We start from the raw sequence: 15207 nt of genomic DNA on the forward strand, positions 1-15207 counted from the left end.
ATATGTGGAAAAAGGATGGAACAAAACTTACGGGTAACTACGGGACATGGAATGGACAGGAAATAGAGCTTTGGTCAATACGCCCACAGAATGGCACATTGACCCTGGTAAAGGATGGCGGAGATTCGCCGGGCTCGGATTGGCATACCCAAGTCCTGCCTAATCGCTTTGCTAGAACTCCATTCTCCCATCGTCGTAGAGTTCCGTCGAATGAGGTCACGGATATTCATTCCGTGCGTGTTCTTGGTGAGTTAGGGCCTGGACGACCCGTGGAAATTATTGCCGAGGACGATAAAGGCTGCCTCGCGGTTGTGGCTGATGGAGGGTTCTCCATGGAAGAAAAAATGGATTTGATGGAGAAATACGACTTTCAGACGTTCATGGATAGTGAGCCTGTGGGGCGCCAAGGAGTTTTTGGGTGGATTCCCGCACAAATGGTTCACAATATCAAGTCTGAGGTCCATCAGAGAAGCGGTTCCAAGTAGTCTCTATCCATACCCCGGAACTGCAAATCGAAGAAATATGCCATTGCGGGACGGGGCGGAGGGAAGGCAGAGAGGCGCTGGTTGGTATCTACGATGCCCTGAAACGAAAGTGGATTAGCCTCTAGTCATGTGGACAAGCGATGGAACAAGGCTCTCCGGCAAGTACGGCACCTGGAATGGGCGCGTATATGAACTTCGGTCGACGGAACCAATACGCGGGCTTATCTATCTGGTCCAAGAAGGAGGTGAAAGCCCCGGGTCCGGGTGGACGAAGCATGACCAACCAAACGATTTTGCCAGGCCTGCAGTCGCGTACACGCTGGGTGTTCCGACCCGACGAAGTGAAAGATATCCACGCAATCCGAACTTCCGGTGAGTTAAGGCCAGTGAAAGAGGTAGAAAATCGTCGGGGAAGATGCTGACGGGAACCTGGCGCTAGTAGCCGACAGGGGTTTCTGGACCGAAGAAAAAATGGACCTTATGGAACACCATGGCTTTCAAACCTTCATTGAGAGTGAACGTGTGTCTCGCCAAGGTGTTTTTGGTTGGCTACCCGCTGAGATGGTCCACGACATCAAATCCGTAGTGCGCTGGCGTAAGGATGCCGGCTAGGTGCTCCCTGCGAGAGGGCGGGGCAATGACAAGGGGGAGACTGAATTTGGTTTTTTTGCAGAAGGCTTTGAGTCCGGCGCAGGTTGAGTTCCTGGTGGGTGGTAACCGGGACACGGTTTCGGGGTTTGTGGTGAACGCCGGGGATGCGGTGAATGCGCGGACGCCGGAGGACTTGTTTGCCGTTCATGGCCTGGATTTCCCGGGGTCGCCGTGGGACCGGAGTGCCGGGTATGTTGATGTGCTGCGGTTCCAGGTGCCGTTGTCCGTTTATGTGCATGATGCTGCGGGTCCGGAGTTTGTGGACCGTCCGCCGTTTACTGGGACGGGGTTCGCGGGGTGGTCCGGTGGTGTGGTGCCGGTGTATTTCCTGGATGAGTGTGCGCTTCCGCCGGGAGCTGAGCTGTGGAGGATCCGGGCCGGGCAGCCCGAGGAACTGATTGCGGTCTATTTTGAGGTGGCGACCGGCTGGGGTGTGTCCGATACCTCGGGGATTTCCCGGCCTGGTGCGCATACCCCCTCGCACATTATGGGCTGGTCGGCGGTGTGGCAGGGGCAGGTGTTCCGTGCTGATTTGGTGAATGAAGGCCGGTCCGTTGAAGTGGCGGCTGCGTCGGATCCTGGGGTGGAGGGTTTTGAGCAGACCCCGAAGGGGGTCTGGCGCCGGACGGTGGGGCTGGGGGAGATCCAGGACTTCTATGAGCTGTTGGCGACGTGTTCGTGGCAGGGTGAGCCGTTCCGGATTACGGATGCCGCCCAGGGGGAGGATGGGCAGGTGTACCGGTTGTTCTATACGGGGCATAACGCGGACCGGGCTGAGGCGTTGGGGCTGAATAAGGCTGATGCCGGGGTGTATTGGACAGTGGTGCCGGCCTCCCAGGTGCAGGATGTTCAGGTGGTCCAGAATCGGTTGCCGTCCCTGGCGTTCCGGGGGTGGCCCGGTGACTAGATTACGGCTGGTACCACCTCTTCCCGATACAGGCGAGGAGAGGACACCCGAGCCAGAGTACCGGCGCGCACAGCGATACTTGCCCAACGGAATGCGGGTCCCGGGAATGTACGGCGTCTTGCAGGGTGAGTGGTTTCGGGCCAACTCATTGGGTCATGGACGCTTGTTTCTTTATACGCCTGCCGAAGAATCCCCGGGGGAACAGTGGCAGCCGTCTGATGATGCGGATGACAGGGGCAGGCCCTTGTCCTGGACCCGGATAGTCTCTGAAAGAGAGTTGGACCGGTTGGTGGACATCTCAGTGCTAGCAACTTGGCAAGGGCTCGGGGTAGGCATCCAAAAATACCGCGAGGGGACGGTGTATGCCTTTGTCGATGGCGGCCCGAAAGAGGACCAGATCCGCCGCGGAGAGATCCCGGAAATCACTATCGCCGGACCGGGTGAGTACCACGGAGAGTTTCGTTGGGAAGACCTATCGGACGTCGTTCTGACCGAGCACGATCTGCTGATGCGCTAAGGCATTCCAGCGGCGCGGCCCTCTAAAACCTCCCGCTCCCGGTCATTGCGCGCCAGCGCAGCAGCAGCACTGAATTCAGTCCGTGCCTCTTCGACCCGGCCGAGGCGGGACAGCAGCTCACCCCGCACGCTGGGCAGCAGATGCGAGCCGCGGAGCGCACCCGTGGCAGCAAGCCGGTTCACCATCTCCAGAGCTGTTGCCGGACCGGTCGCCATGGATACCGCCACCGCACGGTTGAGCTCCACCACAGGAGACGGTGACAGCCGGCCCAAAGCCTCATACAGCAGCACGATCCGCCGCCAGTTCGTACCCTCGACACTCGGGGCAACTGCATGGCACTGCGCGATCGCGGCCTGCAGCGCATAGTTTCCGCGGCCCCGCCCCAGAGCATCAGCTTGGGCCATGGCAGCCCTTCCGCGCTCAATCTGTGCTCGGTCCCACAGCGTGCGGTCCTGCTCGTCGAGCAGCACTGGGGACCCGTCCGCGCGGGTTCGGGCACGGAACCTCGATGCCTGGAACTCCATCAGGGCCACCAAAGCGAGCGCCTCAGGCTCCTGCGGAACGAGCCGGGACAGCAGCCGCCCCAGCCGCAGTGCCTCTGCTGCCAGGTCCTGGCGCATCCACGACTGTCCGGCGGACGCAGCGTATCCCTCCGTGAACAGGAGGTAGATCACCGCGAGCACCCCGCCGAGCCGGTCGCGCCATTCATTCGGTTCCGGAACACCGAATGGCACATTTGCCGCTGCCAGCGTCTTCTTTGCCCGGACGATCCGCTGCTGGACCGTGGCCACCGGAAGCAGGAACAGCCGGGCAATCTCCCCGGTGGACAGTCCGCCCACAATCCGAAGGGTCAACGCGACCTGCCCTTCCCGGGACAGCACCGGATGACAGGCAACAAAAACCAGCTTCAGGACGTCGTCCGGCAGCGGATCCCACGCCGGGGCGGCTTCGTCCCGGAGCTCCCTGCCGAGATCCGCGTAATGCTCCTCGAGACGCTCCGCCCGCCGCCAGGCATCAATCGCGCGGCGCTTGGCGACGGAGGTCAACCACGCAGCCGGGTTCCGCGGCACGCCCCCAGCTGGCCAGGAGGCCAGCGCCTCAGCCGCTGCTTCCTGGGCAACGTCCTCCGCCAGACCCAGATCCCCGGTGGCACGGGCCAGGGCCGCGACAATCCCGGCACCGTCAATCCGCCAAACGGCGTCTATCCGGTGGCGGACTGCCGCGGCCGCCGCTTCCTCACCAGCCGTCTCTTCATCCGCCGGGACCCCGCTACCTGCATCCGCCATGGCGCTAGGGGTTCTCTGCGCGCAGCTTCTCTTCCTGCTCGCGCCAGCCTTCTTCCTTCTGGATGTACTCGTTGTCAGCGAAGTCCTCAAAGTCAGAGGCATCGGTTACCCGCCGGACTTCCAGCTTCGCGCCTGGGCCAAGCGGGCACCGGCTGGCCCACTCCACAGCTTCCTCCTTTGAGGAAGCCTGGATGATCCAGAATCCGTTGAAAAGTTCGTGGGTCTCTCCATACGGCCCGTCGGTGATCAGCGGGGGATCCTGGGCGAAGTCCACCAGGAAGTTGGCGTCCTCCGTCGCTTCAGCCAGCCCTTCGCCAGCCAGCAGGACGCCGGCGTTGATCATCGACTCGTTGTAGGCGCCCATGGCGTTGATGATTTCTTCAAACGGCATGTCCTTGGAAGCTTCAACGGCCGAATCAGTGGTCCGCATAATCATCATGTATTTCATGGCATTCTCCTGATCTCTAGGGGGAGCGCTCCGTGCTGCTCCTACTATGCCGTCGAACGGGCCGCACGGATATCGACAGCCATTGGGAATTTATTTCTCGAGCCGGGGACGCGCGGCAGCCGGCAGGTCCCGCATAGCTCCCGCCGCCGTCGTACATACGGCAAGATTGGGTAGGTGAGCACAGCCAAGACATCCCCCGAAGAAGCCGTCGACGCCGTCAGCACGGACACCCCTCCCAGCGACAGCCTGCGCGAAGAGTACGAGACCCTTTCCGACCAGGTCCGGAAGTACCGCTTCGCGTACTACAACGAGGACGCCCCGCTGGTCTCCGACGCCGAGTTCGACGAGTTGTACCGCAGGCTCGAGAAGCTCGAGGCACTCCACCCCGAACTGGTGACCAACGATTCCCCCACCCAGGAAGTCGGCGGCGAAGTATCCGCGGCGTTCGCGCCGGTGGAACACCTCTCCCGGATGTACAGCCTGGAAGATGTCTTCTCGCTGGATGAGCTCGATGCCTGGGTGAAGCGGGCCGAGGCCTCCATCGCGTCCATCGCGCCGGGGTCGAAGGTCCGGTGGCTGACCGAACTGAAGATCGACGGCCTGGCGGTGAACCTGCTGTACCGCAACGGCGAGCTGGTCCGGGCCGCCACCCGAGGCGACGGCACCACCGGTGAGGACATCACCCACAACGTGCTCACGATTGCCTCCATCCCGCGCCGCCTTGAGGGCGAGGACCTTCCCTCCGAGGTCGAAATCCGCGGCGAGGTGTTCATCCCTTCCAAGGAGTTCACCCGCCTCAACGAGAAAATGGTCGACGCCGGGAAGGCGCCGTTCGCGAATCCGCGCAACGCTGCCGCCGGGTCGCTGCGGCAGAAAGACCCGAAAGTCACCGCGGAACGCCCGCTGAGCATGTACGTGCACGGCATCGGCGCCCGGGAAGGCCTCGGAGCCGCCAGCCAGTCCGAAACCTACGAGCTGCTCAAGGCCTGGGGCCTGCCCACCTCGCCCTATTACAAGGTGCTGGACACCTATGACGAGGTCCTGGGGTTCATTGCCGTCAACGGCGAACACCGGCACGACCTGGCCCATGAGATCGACGGCATTGTGGTCAAGGTGGACGACTTCGCGCTGCAGCGCGCGCTCGGCCACACCTCCCGGGTGCCGCGCTGGTCCGTGGCGTACAAGTACCCGCCGGAGGAAGTGAACACCAAGCTGCTGGACATCCGGGTCAACGTGGGCCGCACCGGCCGGGTCACCCCTTACGGCATCATGGAGCCGGTAAAGGTGGCCGGGTCTACCGTGGAGATGGCCACCCTGCACAACCAGGACGTGGTGAAGGCCAAGGGCGTGAAGATCGGCGACACCGTGGTGCTGCGCAAGGCAGGCGACGTCATTCCCGAAATCGTGGGACCCGTCGCCGCACTCCGCGACGGTTCCGAACGCGACTTCGTGATGCCCACCCACTGCCCCTCCTGCGGCACCGAGCTGAAGCCGGCGAAGGAGGGCGACGTCGACATCCGCTGCCCCAACGCCCGCTCCTGCCCGTCCCAGCTGCGCGAGCGTGTGTTCCACCTGGCCGGCCGCGGTGCGTTCGATATTGAAGCCCTGGGCTGGGAAGCGGCCATCGCACTGACCTCGCCCGCCGAACCCGAAAACCCGCCGCTGACCAGCGAGGCCGGTCTGTTCGATCTCAAGGTCGAAGACCTGGCCGACGTCCGGATCGAACGGCCCAAACGCACCAAGGGCGTAGTAGTCGGTACCGAGTTGGTTCCGTACTTCTACACCAAGGGAACCGCCAAAAAGCCGTCCGAGCCGTCGGCCAACACCCGTAAGCTTTTCGAAGAACTTGAAAAGGCCAAGTCCCAGCCGCTCTGGCGGGTCCTGGTGGCACTGTCCATCCGGCATGTGGGCCCGACGGCGGCACGCGCCCTTGCAACTGCGTTCGGCTCCATGGAGAACATCCGGGCAGCCACCGAAGAGCAGCTCGCGCACGTGGACGGCGTGGGCCCGACCATCGCCGCGGCGCTGGAGGAATGGTTCGCCGAAGACTGGCACGTTGAAATCGTCGATTCCTGGGCCCGTGCGGGCGTCCGAATGGCTGATGAACGGGACGAATCCCAGCCCCGCACCCTGGAAGGCCTCACAATCGTCGTCACCGGCACCCTGCCGAACTTCAGCCGCGACGAAGCCAAGGAAGCGATCATCACCCGCGGCGGCAAGGCCTCCGGCTCCGTTTCGAAGAAGACCGACTATCTGGTGGCGGGGGAGAACGCCGGCACCAAGCTGGACAAGGCAGAGTCGCTGGGAGTTCCCGTACTCGACGAAGACGGGTTCCGCCAATTGCTGGAAAGCGGACCGCTGGACTCGGATTCAGCGGACAACGCAGAAGACAATGCAGAGGACGAGGAAACCACGCCATGACCGAAGCACCCGCCCCTGACCCGCTGGAACTGCTCGACGTCGCCCGGCAGGCAGCCGCCGCCGGAGCCGCTGTGCTGGCCAAACGGTCGGAGGCAGGGCTGCACGTCGAGAACAAGGGAGCCTCCGGAGACTGGGTTACCGCCTATGACACCGAGGCCGAGTACGCCGTCCGGGACGTGATCAACCGGATGCGTCCCTTTGACACGGTCACCGGGGAAGAGCTGGAAGCCAGCGTTCCCGAGGATCCCTCCGGCATCCGCTGGTCGGTGGACCCGCTGGATGGAACCACCAACTTCATCCGCAACATTCCCTTCTACGCCACGTCGGTGGCCGCGGTGAACGCCGACGGCGGGTGGCTGGCCGGGGTAGTCCACGCACCGGCGCTGGTGCGCGTCTACTGGGCAGCGAAGGGCCATGGCGCGTGGCTGGCCGAGCACGGGAGCCTGCGCCGGCTCCACGGCCCGGACCCCGAACGGACGGGCAAGCTGCTGGGCACGGGCTTTTCCTACGAACCGGAGGTGCGCACCGAACAGTATGCAGCGCTCGCGGACCTGATGGACGGCTACGCTGACGTGCGCCGGCTCGGCTCGGCGGCACTGGACCTGTGCATGGTGGCTGACGGAACACTGGACGCCTATGTGGAGCGGGGACTGAACGAGCACGACTTCGCCGCCGGCGCGCTTATCGCCGAGGAAGCGGGCCTGACGGTTCGCCGTCCCGGCTCGCCGGACCGAAAAATGGACGACGCCGAGCGGCTGGCAGCCGTGACCACGGCCTGGCTGGTGCCGCCCGCTTAGGCAGGCCCCGGCACGCCGTGTGTGCGTGAATGCTGATCGCTGTGGTCCGAATGCGGCGCCCCAATGACGTGCAGCAACTGGTGAAGGGAATCGTCCACAATCCGGTAGCGGTGTTCACGCCCCACCTTGGCCGCCTGGACCCATTCCCTGTCCCGCAGCCGGCGCAGGGACTGGCTTACCACCGTCTGGGAAACCCCCGAAGCAGCTGCCAGCCGGGTCACGGTGATGCCGGGACTGAAATGCAGGCAGAGCAGCAGCTGCAGTCTCGTGGGATCTGAGATCAACTCGAACCGGGTACACCACGCCGCAACGTCCACTGCGTCCAGTGCGCGCGCTGCGGAGTCTTCTGGAGCCTTGCCGGTAGCGGATCCCATGAACCCTTCCCTTACAGATTGCGGCTGCGAAACCAATTTCGGTTTGAAGCGCCCCTTCGATGCCTGAACCCTAGCTGTGCCCGGCGCAGGAATCGAGAATTGATCCACCAATAGCTGCACACGTATGCATACGTTGAGGGGTTTCCCTATGCCAGCAGGAAAGCATCAGAGCAGGACCTTGGCGGCCGGCACCATACTGGTCTGCGGAGTTGTGGCCGGCTGCAGCGGCTCACCGGGGGAGACCACCGGAATCATCCTGGCGGATGCAAACGAACCCGGACAGTTCAACCCGGTTGGCGGTCACGGAGACAGCGGTCAGTCACAGATCTACGACGGCCTGCTGCGCCTGTCTCCCCAGGACGGGTCTTCGGCGCTTCCGGAGCTCGCGCCGTGGCTCGCGGAAGGCATGCCGGAGAGTAACGCCGAAGGAACGCAGTGGACAGTCCACGTCCGCTCCGGGGTGAAGTTCACCGACGGCACGGACCTGGACGCCGGGGACGTCGCGGCGACCTACCGCGCCGTCGTAGATCCGGCGTCGGCATCCGAACTGGCAACGTCCTTTGACATGCTCCAGGATGTCGAAGCCTCTGAGGACGGCACGGTCACCTTCACCCTGAAATACCCCTATGCGGGCTTCCCCAGCCGGCTGCTGCTGGGGATTGCACCGTCGGAACGGCTGACTCCGGGACTGGCGGCAGAGTCCACCCTCAACACGGATCCAGTGGGAACCGGACCGTACAGGCTCACGTCGCTCCGCCCGGGCGAAGCGGTCCTTACGGCCAATGAGGATCACTGGAACGGCGCTCCCGAAGTTGAAACCGTCACCATCATCCACGTCCCGGATGACAATTCGCGGGCCCAGCGGCTCCAGTCCGGGGAAATCGACGGTACGGTCCTGCCGCCGCTGCTGGCAGCCCAGTATGAGGGCAAGTCCGGATACATTTACGAGGCCGTCAAGACGGCCGACTGGCGTGGGCTGTCGCTGCCGGCGGACAGTGTCTTTGCCACTGACCCGGCCGCAGTTATGGCCATGAACATGGCTGCTGACCGCCAGGGCATGGTGAACCATGTCCTGGGCGGGCGCGGCAAACCCGCCCATACTCCGGTGGCTGACATTTACGGGGAAGCCTTCGACCCGGACGCGGTGTTCGATTACGATCCCGAGGCAGCCGGTCAGCTGCTGGACGATGCAGGCTGGCTGCGCGGCGAAGACGGCATCCGGACCAGGGACGGAGAGCGCGCCGGGTTTGAGGTTGCCTACAACGCCACTGACACACTGCGGCGGGACCTTGCGCTCGCGTTTGCCTCGAACATGTCCGAACTCGGTGTAGACGTCACGCTTCTCGGCACGGACTGGAACGTCATCGAGGAGCGGCGCGGAGAAGTGGGCATCCTGCTCGGCGGCGGCGACAAGCCATATGACCTGGACACACAGCTCTTCGAAACCCTCCACAGCCCGCTTGAGGGCGGCTCGCCCTTTGCCAATCCCGGCGGCACCGGAAGCCCGGAAATGGACACCCACCTTGAGGCCGCGCGCAGCAGCCTGGACGCGGACGAACGCACGAAGCACTATTTGGCCGTCCAGGACCTCTACATCCAGGATCCCGGCTACGTGATGCTGGCCTTCATCGACCACAACTACGTCCAGGAAGACCAGGGCTGGAACAACGTCCAGACCGTGCTGGAACCACACGCCCACGACGTCGGCTGGGGCTTCTGGTGGAGTCTCCGCCACTGGACGCGGGACTAACCCGTGCCGGGCATCGAAGCCGCGTCCCGGCCGGCGCGACGGCGCAGGCGCCTGCGCCAGACGCGGGTGATCGTCCTGAGGCGTCTGGGCCTGGGCGTGCCGGTGGCCGTGGGCGTCTCCCTTCTCGTTTTCCTGCTCGCCAGCATCTCGCCCTTCGATCCGCTTGCCGCGTACCTGGGAGACCGCTTTGCACAGACCTCCGCGGAACAGCGCGAGGTGCTGTCCGAATCCCTCGGGCTGGGCACCTCGTGGATCCAGGCCTGGTGGCACTGGGTGACATCCGCGCTGTCAGGAGACCTTGGCTACTCCCGTGTGTTCCGCCAGCCGGTGGCGTCCGTGATTTCTGAACGGCTGCCCTGGACGCTGCTGGTCGCGGGAACCGGCCTGCTCCTGGCAGCCGTCGGTTCGCTGCTGCTGGCTGCCCGGTGCGCCCGCCGCCCGGGCGGTCTCCTGGATCGGATCACGGCAGCGGCGGCAACCCTGCTCCAGGGGCTGCCGCCGTTCGTGATCTCGCTGGGGCTGCTTATGGTTTTCGCCCTGGGCCTGGGGCTCCTGCCCGGGGGAGGGCTGAGCGATCCGGGCACGGAGCCAACTGCCGGGCAGGTGCTGCGCCATATGATCCTCCCCGTTACGGCTACGGCGCTTTCACAGCTTCCCTGGCTGGCACTTTCCCTGCGGGCTTCCACCAGGGAGGCGCTCGCATCCGACGCCGTGCGCGGAGCCCTGCTGCGCGGACTGTCCGAAAGGACCGTCGTCCGCCGGCACGTCATGCCTGCCGCCCTCGCTCCGTTCATCGCCGTCCTCGGCACCCGGCTGCCGGAAGTCATCGTGGGGGCGGTGCTGGTGGAGACGGTGTTCTCCTGGCCGGGGCTGGCGGCAGCGGTGGTTTCCTCGGCGCAGGCCCTGGACTTCGCGCTGCTGGCGGCCTTGACGGTGCTGACAACCGCAGCAGTGCTCGCCGGTTCGCTGGTCGCAGACCTGCTGTATGTCTGGATTGATCCGAGGGTGTCCGCCGATGTCTAGCACCGTGGAAGCTGCAGATCTCCGTCTCACCGGCCCCGCCGTCCGGAGGCGGGGACTCCGTGCAGCCGGCACGATCCTGGGTGTGGCTGTCCTGGTGCTGATTGCGTCCTACGCCGTCTTTGTTCCGATGCTTGCCGGCACGGACGAAAAGCTGACCGATTTCAGCTCCGCCCGGCTGCCGCCGTCGGCCGCCCACCCCTTCGGAACCGACCACGCGGGCCGCGACCTCTTCATCCGGCTTGCCTCCGGGCTGCGTGTCTCACTGCTCATCGCTGTTCTCTGTGCGCTTGCCTCGATGGGACTCGGGATGCTGATAGGGGCCGTGTCGGCGGCGCTCGGCGGCCGGACGGACCGAATCGTCATGCGGGTGGTCGATGGCATCAACGCTGTGCCCCACCTGCTGCTGGGGGTGGTCATTGTTGCGATGTTCCGCGGCTCCGTGACAGCCATCATCGCCTCCATTGCGCTCACGCACTGGACGCAGGTCGCGAGGATTGTCCGCGCCGAGGTCCTGTCCCTGCGCAGCCGGGAATACGTGGAGGCTGCCTACCTCCTTGGGTCGACCCGGCGAGAGGTACTGCGGCGGCATTTCCTTCCCGGGACGCTGGCACAGGGGGTAGTGGCCACTGTCATGCTGCTCCCGCACGCCATCTGGCACGAGTCCACGCTCTCTTTCCTGGGGCTGGGCCTGTCTCCGGACCAGGCATCCCTGGGAACGCTTCTGAAGGAAGCGCAGTCGGAAGTGATGCTCGGCGGCTGGTGGGCCCTGGTTTTCCCGGCACTGCTCCTGCTGGTTACCACCCTGGCTGTGGCCGCCTGCGGGAAAGGACTCCTCTCCCGGACGGAAGGAAGACAATGAACAGCATCGCGATCCGCGCCGAGGGGCACACCGTACGCATTCCCAGCCGCACGCGGCGGGGCACAGGCTGGGTCCACGCAGCCACCGACGTGGCCTTCAGCGCATACCGGGGCGGGGTGCATGCCCTTGTTGGTGAATCCGGCTGCGGGAAGACTACCTTCGCCTCCGCCGTCCTCGGCATGCTGCCGCCGGGAACGATGGCCGCCGGTGAGCTGGACTATGTGGATGCCTCCGGCACCCGGACCCCGCTGACGGCGGGGCGGGACGGAGCCGCCCGTGCGGCCAAACTGCGCGGGCGGGTCATCGGCTATGTTCCCCAGTCTCCGGCCACCTACCTGACACCCGTGCGGACCGTCGGATCCCAGCTTGGGGAAACGGTCCGCGAACTGGGCGGAGCCAGGAACCCGCAGGATCTGCTGGCGCAGGTGAACCTGGAGGCGCAGGCGCTGGACGCGTTTCCACACGAGCTCAGCGGCGGCATGCTGCAGCGGGCAGCCATCGCCTTTGCCCTGGCCGGCGGTCCGGACGTCCTGCTGGCCGACGAACCGGTTTCCGGCCTGGACCCTGACCTGGCACAGCTGACGCTGGGGCTGCTGCGCCGCGTCGCCGACGCCGGCGCCGCCGTCGTCCTCATTACCCACGATCTGCAGCGCCTGGCCGATTCAGGCACTGCGGACGAAGTCTCGGTCATGTATGCCGGGCGCATCGTGGAGTCCGGCCCGGCGTCCGAAGTCCTGGAGCTTCCGTCCCATCCGTACTCGCGGGATCTGCTCGCAGCCCTGCCCGCCAACGGACTTCAGGCGATGCCCGGCACCTCCCCGGAGCTGACGGACCTTCCCCCGGAGTACAGCTACGCCGAGCGGCTCGCGGCGGCAGCGGAGGCCGGCTATGCCCGCTGAACTGAGCGCGGTGAACGCCGGATTCAGCTACGGCGGCACGCCTGTCCTGCGCAACGTCACCATCAGCGTCCCGGCCGGAGGGCAGATCGGCCTCACGGGGCCCTCGGGCAGCGGCAAGACCACGCTGGCCCGTATCCTGGCCGGCCTCCTGCCGGCGGGGGAGGGAACGGTGACGTGCAACGGACAACCGGTGCAGCGGCCCTGGAAACAGAAAGGACACGGCTGCGGCATCGCGATGCTCTTTCAGTCTCCGCGGGCCTCCTGCAGTCCCAGGCTGACGCTGCGGCAGATCATCGCGGAAGGGGCAGGGCGAACAAGCCGGGGCGGGAGGGCACGCCGCGTCGAGCAACTCGCCGCGCAGGTGCAGCTGACCCCGGACCTGTTGGACAGGTACCCCAGCGAGGTTTCCGATGGACAGCTCCAGCGGGCGTGCCTGGCGCGGTCACTGGCGGCAGAGCCCGGTTATCTGATCTGCGACGAAGCGACCGCAATGCTGGACGCCGCCACCACTGCGTCGCTGGTTCGCGTCATCAGCAGCGAGGTTGAGTCCCGCGGCATGGGGGTCCTGGCCCTGAGCCATGACCGTCCGCTCCTTGAGGCGTGGTGCACTTCCGTTACCAGCCTGGCGGCGCTGTCTGCTGCTTCCGGGGAACGATGAGCTACAGGGGCATCCCGGCCCCGCGGGCCACCGGCTTAGTAAGCGCCGGTCCAGGACGGCACGGCGGTTTTTGAATCCACCGTGATCTTGTCCCGGTCCATCACAATGACGTGGCCTTTCCAGTAGTGGAAGTTGTCCACCACGGCGTCTTCCATGACCTGGACAATGACGCCCATCTTGCTGCAGTCGCAGCGTGAAGCTCCCATGACCCGCAGCCGCACGGAACTGATGCCCTTCTCGCAGCGCACAATCATTCCCGGCGCGAGCCTGATTTCATTCTGCATGCCTACCCCCAGTGCTAGACCTTCGTTCCGGAACAAGCTGGAACGGTGCTGTGAGAATAGCGCTCAAATGCTTCCGGCGGGGGTGGGGATCAAAGCCGATTCAGGCTTAGGAAAAGAATTGTGGATTCCTTGAGCAGGAGTTGAGCCAAACTTGAGCCTTCGCCCCAAATTCCCCTCCCGGAACAGGCGTCACGCCCCACAGCCGGAGGATTAAGCCCTGAGGAAAGCGCGCTCTGCAGGTGCAGGTTTTCGTGGGTCCCGCGCGGATAATTGATGGAACTCAGCGAGATCCATGGACACCGGGAGGACGCACCATGCCACGTAAAGTCACAGCGGCATCGCGCAAACTGGCACCAGCGGTCACCACGCGTGTCCAGGAACCGAAGCCCCAAACGCCCAAAGACCTGGACACCGCCCGCTTCGCTGCCATCATCGACGATCACATCGATTCTGCCCGCGCCAAGATAGACACAGTCCTGGCGGACATTAGGGAAGTCACCGCCGCAGCGAAGGACACCCCGGCGGATGACGAGCACGATCCCGAAGGCACCACGGTCTCCGTGGAGCGGGCTAACGAAGTCTCCATGCTGGCCGCACTGGAAGCGTCACTCGTTGAGCTTCTCGACGCGCGGGTGCGGCTGGACGACGGTGCGTACGGTATCTGCGAACGCTGCGGGGAACCGATCCCTGAAGCCCGCCTGGAAATCCGGCCCGAGGCCCGCTTCTGCGTAGCCTGTGCAGCCGCTGCCAGGCGTCGCTGACCGCTCGGGATCCAGCCACCGGCGAGGATGTGCCGACCGTCACCACCGGCGGGGAAGGTGCTCCTGCGGCAGATAGAATCTACCGTGGAAATCAACCACCACGTAAGGATTCGTAACACCAATGAGCATTACCGTCCGGCGGGCAACACCGGCAGACTATGAAGACATCCGCCGGATCACCCGTGAGGCGTACCTCAAAGCAGGGTTCATTGAGGCCGACAATCCCTACGTCCAGGAACTTGAAAACGTAGAGCACCGCGACGAGCACGCCGAACTCTGGGTCGCCGAGAAGGACGGAGTCGTGGCGGGCTCGGCGGCGGTCACCTTTGCAGGCCAGCCGTACACGGACATCGCGGTCGAAGGTGAGCTGGAGTTCCGTATGCTCGCCGTTGATCCCGCCGTGCAGCGCGGGGGAGTTGGCCGTGCACTGGTTAATGCGATCGTTGAGCACGCCCGCAGCCTGGAGGGAATCCATGCCGTTTCCCTGACCAGCATGACCAGCATGCTCGGTGCCCACAGCATGTACCTCTCCCTCGGGTTCGAACGCGTGCCCGAGAGGGACTGGACGGTTCCCGGCGAGGACTACATCCTCTGGGTATTCCGGCTGGAACTGTAGCTGCCCGACGCGCCGTGGCACCGGCGTCGCGCGCTGCTCTGCGGTTTGCCCGAAAGCAGCACTGCCGCCGTGTGCCCGGCCCACCAGAACCGGGGGCCCAAACGCCGTAGACTGGTACGGATACCGGCGTACGCCGAAAATACTGCATAAGACGCATGGGAGACTCATGTCTGAGATCAATCGTGAGGCTGTGGCGCATCTGGCGCGGCTGGCCCACATTGAGATGACCGATGACGAGCTGGATAAAATGGCCGGCGAGCTTGATGTCATCGTGGATTCGATCAAATCCGTAAGCGAAGTTGCCGGCGAGGACATCCCGGCCACCTCCCACCCGATCCCGCTGGTGAACGTGTTCCGCGAGGACGTTGTGGGGCAGACGCTGACCAACGAGCAGGCCCTGTCCGGCGCCCCGGACAACGCCGAAGGCCGCTTCAAGGTCCCTGCCATCCTGGATGAGGAGTAAAGACTTCC

Annotated in this window: 17 protein-coding genes; 13 read left to right on the forward strand and 4 right to left on the reverse strand. The window is 64.6% G+C overall.

Features of this window, described 5'->3' with window-relative positions; all coding sequences use genetic code 11:
* The first annotated feature begins 2 nt into the window (after positions 1-2).
* The 3 genes from AO716_RS17250 (at position 3) to AO716_RS17255 (ending at position 2560) form a co-directional block, all read left to right on the forward strand.
* On the forward strand, positions 3-485 hold the full coding sequence (locus AO716_RS17250; RefSeq protein WP_152969907.1) for a hypothetical protein: 483 nt from the start codon (positions 3-5) through the stop codon (positions 483-485).
* 679 nt (positions 486-1164) lie between these two features.
* The gene (locus tag AO716_RS07745) at positions 1165-2043 is read left to right on the forward strand and encodes a hypothetical protein (RefSeq protein WP_152969908.1); all 879 of its coding nucleotides are present in this window, start codon (positions 1165-1167) and stop codon (positions 2041-2043) included.
* A gap of 289 nt (positions 2044-2332) precedes the next feature.
* Entirely contained in the window at positions 2333-2560 is a 228-nt protein-coding gene (locus tag AO716_RS17255) for a hypothetical protein (protein WP_152969909.1), read from the forward strand.
* Here AO716_RS17255 and AO716_RS07755 read toward each other — a convergent pair.
* Positions 2557-3846 (reverse strand): RNA polymerase sigma factor, encoded by a 1290-nt coding sequence (locus tag AO716_RS07755; protein WP_082413428.1) that lies wholly within the window; start codon positions 3844-3846, stop codon positions 2557-2559. The two genes, AO716_RS17255 and AO716_RS07755, sit on opposite strands and share 4 nt — an antisense overlap.
* Positions 3847-3850: 4 nt before the next feature.
* Positions 3851-4294, reverse strand: coding sequence for a YciI family protein (locus tag AO716_RS07760; RefSeq protein WP_055240360.1), 444 nt, complete (start codon positions 4292-4294; stop codon positions 3851-3853).
* Between the two features lie 174 nt (positions 4295-4468).
* Between AO716_RS07760 and ligA the strand changes: the two genes are divergently transcribed.
* Both ligA and AO716_RS07770 read left to right on the forward strand, forming a co-directional pair.
* Complete coding sequence (ligA, locus tag AO716_RS07765) at positions 4469-6715, forward strand: NAD-dependent DNA ligase LigA (RefSeq protein WP_055240361.1); 2247 nt, start codon at positions 4469-4471, stop codon at positions 6713-6715.
* The gene (locus AO716_RS07770; protein WP_055240362.1) at positions 6712-7512 is read left to right on the forward strand and encodes an inositol monophosphatase family protein; all 801 of its coding nucleotides are present in this window, start codon (positions 6712-6714) and stop codon (positions 7510-7512) included. The genes ligA and AO716_RS07770 overlap by 4 nt, the downstream gene beginning before the upstream one ends.
* On the opposite strand, the gene AO716_RS07775 is transcribed toward AO716_RS07770, so the two are convergent.
* Positions 7509-7886, reverse strand: a complete 378-nt coding sequence (locus AO716_RS07775; protein ID WP_055240363.1) for an ArsR/SmtB family transcription factor — start codon at positions 7884-7886, stop codon at positions 7509-7511. The genes AO716_RS07770 and AO716_RS07775 overlap by 4 nt on opposite strands.
* 148 nt (positions 7887-8034) lie before the next feature.
* Between AO716_RS07775 and AO716_RS07780 the strand changes: the two genes are divergently transcribed.
* Genes AO716_RS07780 through AO716_RS07800 form a run of 5 tightly spaced genes read left to right on the forward strand, consistent with a single transcriptional unit; the run spans position 8035 to position 13075 of the window.
* Positions 8035-9636: an ABC transporter substrate-binding protein gene (locus AO716_RS07780; RefSeq protein WP_055240364.1), complete on the forward strand. Its 1602-nt coding sequence runs from the start codon at positions 8035-8037 to the stop codon at positions 9634-9636.
* Between the two features lie 3 nt (positions 9637-9639).
* Positions 9640-10659 (forward strand): ABC transporter permease, encoded by a 1020-nt coding sequence (locus AO716_RS07785; protein ID WP_235472034.1) that lies wholly within the window; start codon positions 9640-9642, stop codon positions 10657-10659.
* Positions 10652-11518: an ABC transporter permease gene (locus AO716_RS07790; RefSeq protein WP_082413429.1), complete on the forward strand. Its 867-nt coding sequence runs from the start codon at positions 10652-10654 to the stop codon at positions 11516-11518. The genes AO716_RS07785 and AO716_RS07790 overlap by 8 nt, the downstream gene beginning before the upstream one ends.
* Positions 11515-12417: an ABC transporter ATP-binding protein gene (locus AO716_RS07795; RefSeq protein ID WP_055240365.1), complete on the forward strand. Its 903-nt coding sequence runs from the start codon at positions 11515-11517 to the stop codon at positions 12415-12417. The genes AO716_RS07790 and AO716_RS07795 overlap by 4 nt, the downstream gene beginning before the upstream one ends.
* Positions 12407-13075: an ABC transporter ATP-binding protein gene (locus tag AO716_RS07800; RefSeq protein WP_055240366.1), complete on the forward strand. Its 669-nt coding sequence runs from the start codon at positions 12407-12409 to the stop codon at positions 13073-13075. The genes AO716_RS07795 and AO716_RS07800 overlap by 11 nt, the downstream gene beginning before the upstream one ends.
* A 35-nt stretch (positions 13076-13110) precedes the next feature.
* Here AO716_RS07800 and AO716_RS07805 read toward each other — a convergent pair whose 3' ends face one another.
* On the reverse strand, positions 13111-13359 hold the full coding sequence (locus tag AO716_RS07805; RefSeq protein WP_055240367.1) for a hypothetical protein: 249 nt from the start codon (positions 13357-13359) through the stop codon (positions 13111-13113).
* Between the two features lie 314 nt (positions 13360-13673).
* Between AO716_RS07805 and AO716_RS07810 the strand changes: the two genes are divergently transcribed.
* The 3 genes from AO716_RS07810 (at position 13674) to gatC (ending at position 15199) form a co-directional block, all read left to right on the forward strand.
* Positions 13674-14120 (forward strand): TraR/DksA family transcriptional regulator, encoded by a 447-nt coding sequence (locus tag AO716_RS07810; protein ID WP_082413430.1) that lies wholly within the window; start codon positions 13674-13676, stop codon positions 14118-14120.
* Positions 14121-14241: 121 nt separating this feature from the next.
* Positions 14242-14736, forward strand: coding sequence for a GNAT family N-acetyltransferase (locus AO716_RS07815; RefSeq protein ID WP_055240368.1), 495 nt, complete (start codon positions 14242-14244; stop codon positions 14734-14736).
* 166 nt (positions 14737-14902) lie between these two features.
* Positions 14903-15199 (forward strand): Asp-tRNA(Asn)/Glu-tRNA(Gln) amidotransferase subunit GatC, encoded by a 297-nt coding sequence (gene gatC / locus AO716_RS07820; RefSeq protein ID WP_055240369.1) that lies wholly within the window; start codon positions 14903-14905, stop codon positions 15197-15199.
* The last annotated feature ends 8 nt before the right edge of the window (positions 15200-15207 follow it).

This window comes from Arthrobacter sp. Edens01 (assembly GCF_001307035.1).
GTDB lineage: Bacteria > Actinomycetota > Actinomycetes > Actinomycetales > Micrococcaceae > Arthrobacter_B.

Coding starts and splice junctions, on each gene's coding strand:
- AO716_RS17250 (WP_152969907.1), top strand. CDS start 3: ATGTGGAAAAAGGATGGAACAAAACTTACGGGTAACTACGGGACATGG.
- AO716_RS07755 (WP_082413428.1), bottom strand. CDS start 3,846: ATGGCGGATGCAGGTAGCGGGGTCCCGGCGGATGAAGAGACGGCTGGT.
- AO716_RS07760 (WP_055240360.1), bottom strand. CDS start 4,294: ATGAAATACATGATGATTATGCGGACCACTGATTCGGCCGTTGAAGCT.
- AO716_RS07770 (WP_055240362.1), top strand. CDS start 6,712: ATGACCGAAGCACCCGCCCCTGACCCGCTGGAACTGCTCGACGTCGCC.
- AO716_RS07775 (WP_055240363.1), bottom strand. CDS start 7,886: ATGGGATCCGCTACCGGCAAGGCTCCAGAAGACTCCGCAGCGCGCGCA.
- AO716_RS07780 (WP_055240364.1), top strand. CDS start 8,035: ATGCCAGCAGGAAAGCATCAGAGCAGGACCTTGGCGGCCGGCACCATA.
- AO716_RS07790 (WP_082413429.1), top strand. CDS start 10,652: ATGTCTAGCACCGTGGAAGCTGCAGATCTCCGTCTCACCGGCCCCGCC.
- AO716_RS07795 (WP_055240365.1), top strand. CDS start 11,515: ATGAACAGCATCGCGATCCGCGCCGAGGGGCACACCGTACGCATTCCC.
- AO716_RS07800 (WP_055240366.1), top strand. CDS start 12,407: ATGCCCGCTGAACTGAGCGCGGTGAACGCCGGATTCAGCTACGGCGGC.
- AO716_RS07805 (WP_055240367.1), bottom strand. CDS start 13,359: ATGCAGAATGAAATCAGGCTCGCGCCGGGAATGATTGTGCGCTGCGAG.
- AO716_RS07810 (WP_082413430.1), top strand. CDS start 13,674: ATGCCACGTAAAGTCACAGCGGCATCGCGCAAACTGGCACCAGCGGTC.
- AO716_RS07815 (WP_055240368.1), top strand. CDS start 14,242: ATGAGCATTACCGTCCGGCGGGCAACACCGGCAGACTATGAAGACATC.
- gatC (WP_055240369.1), top strand. CDS start 14,903: ATGTCTGAGATCAATCGTGAGGCTGTGGCGCATCTGGCGCGGCTGGCC.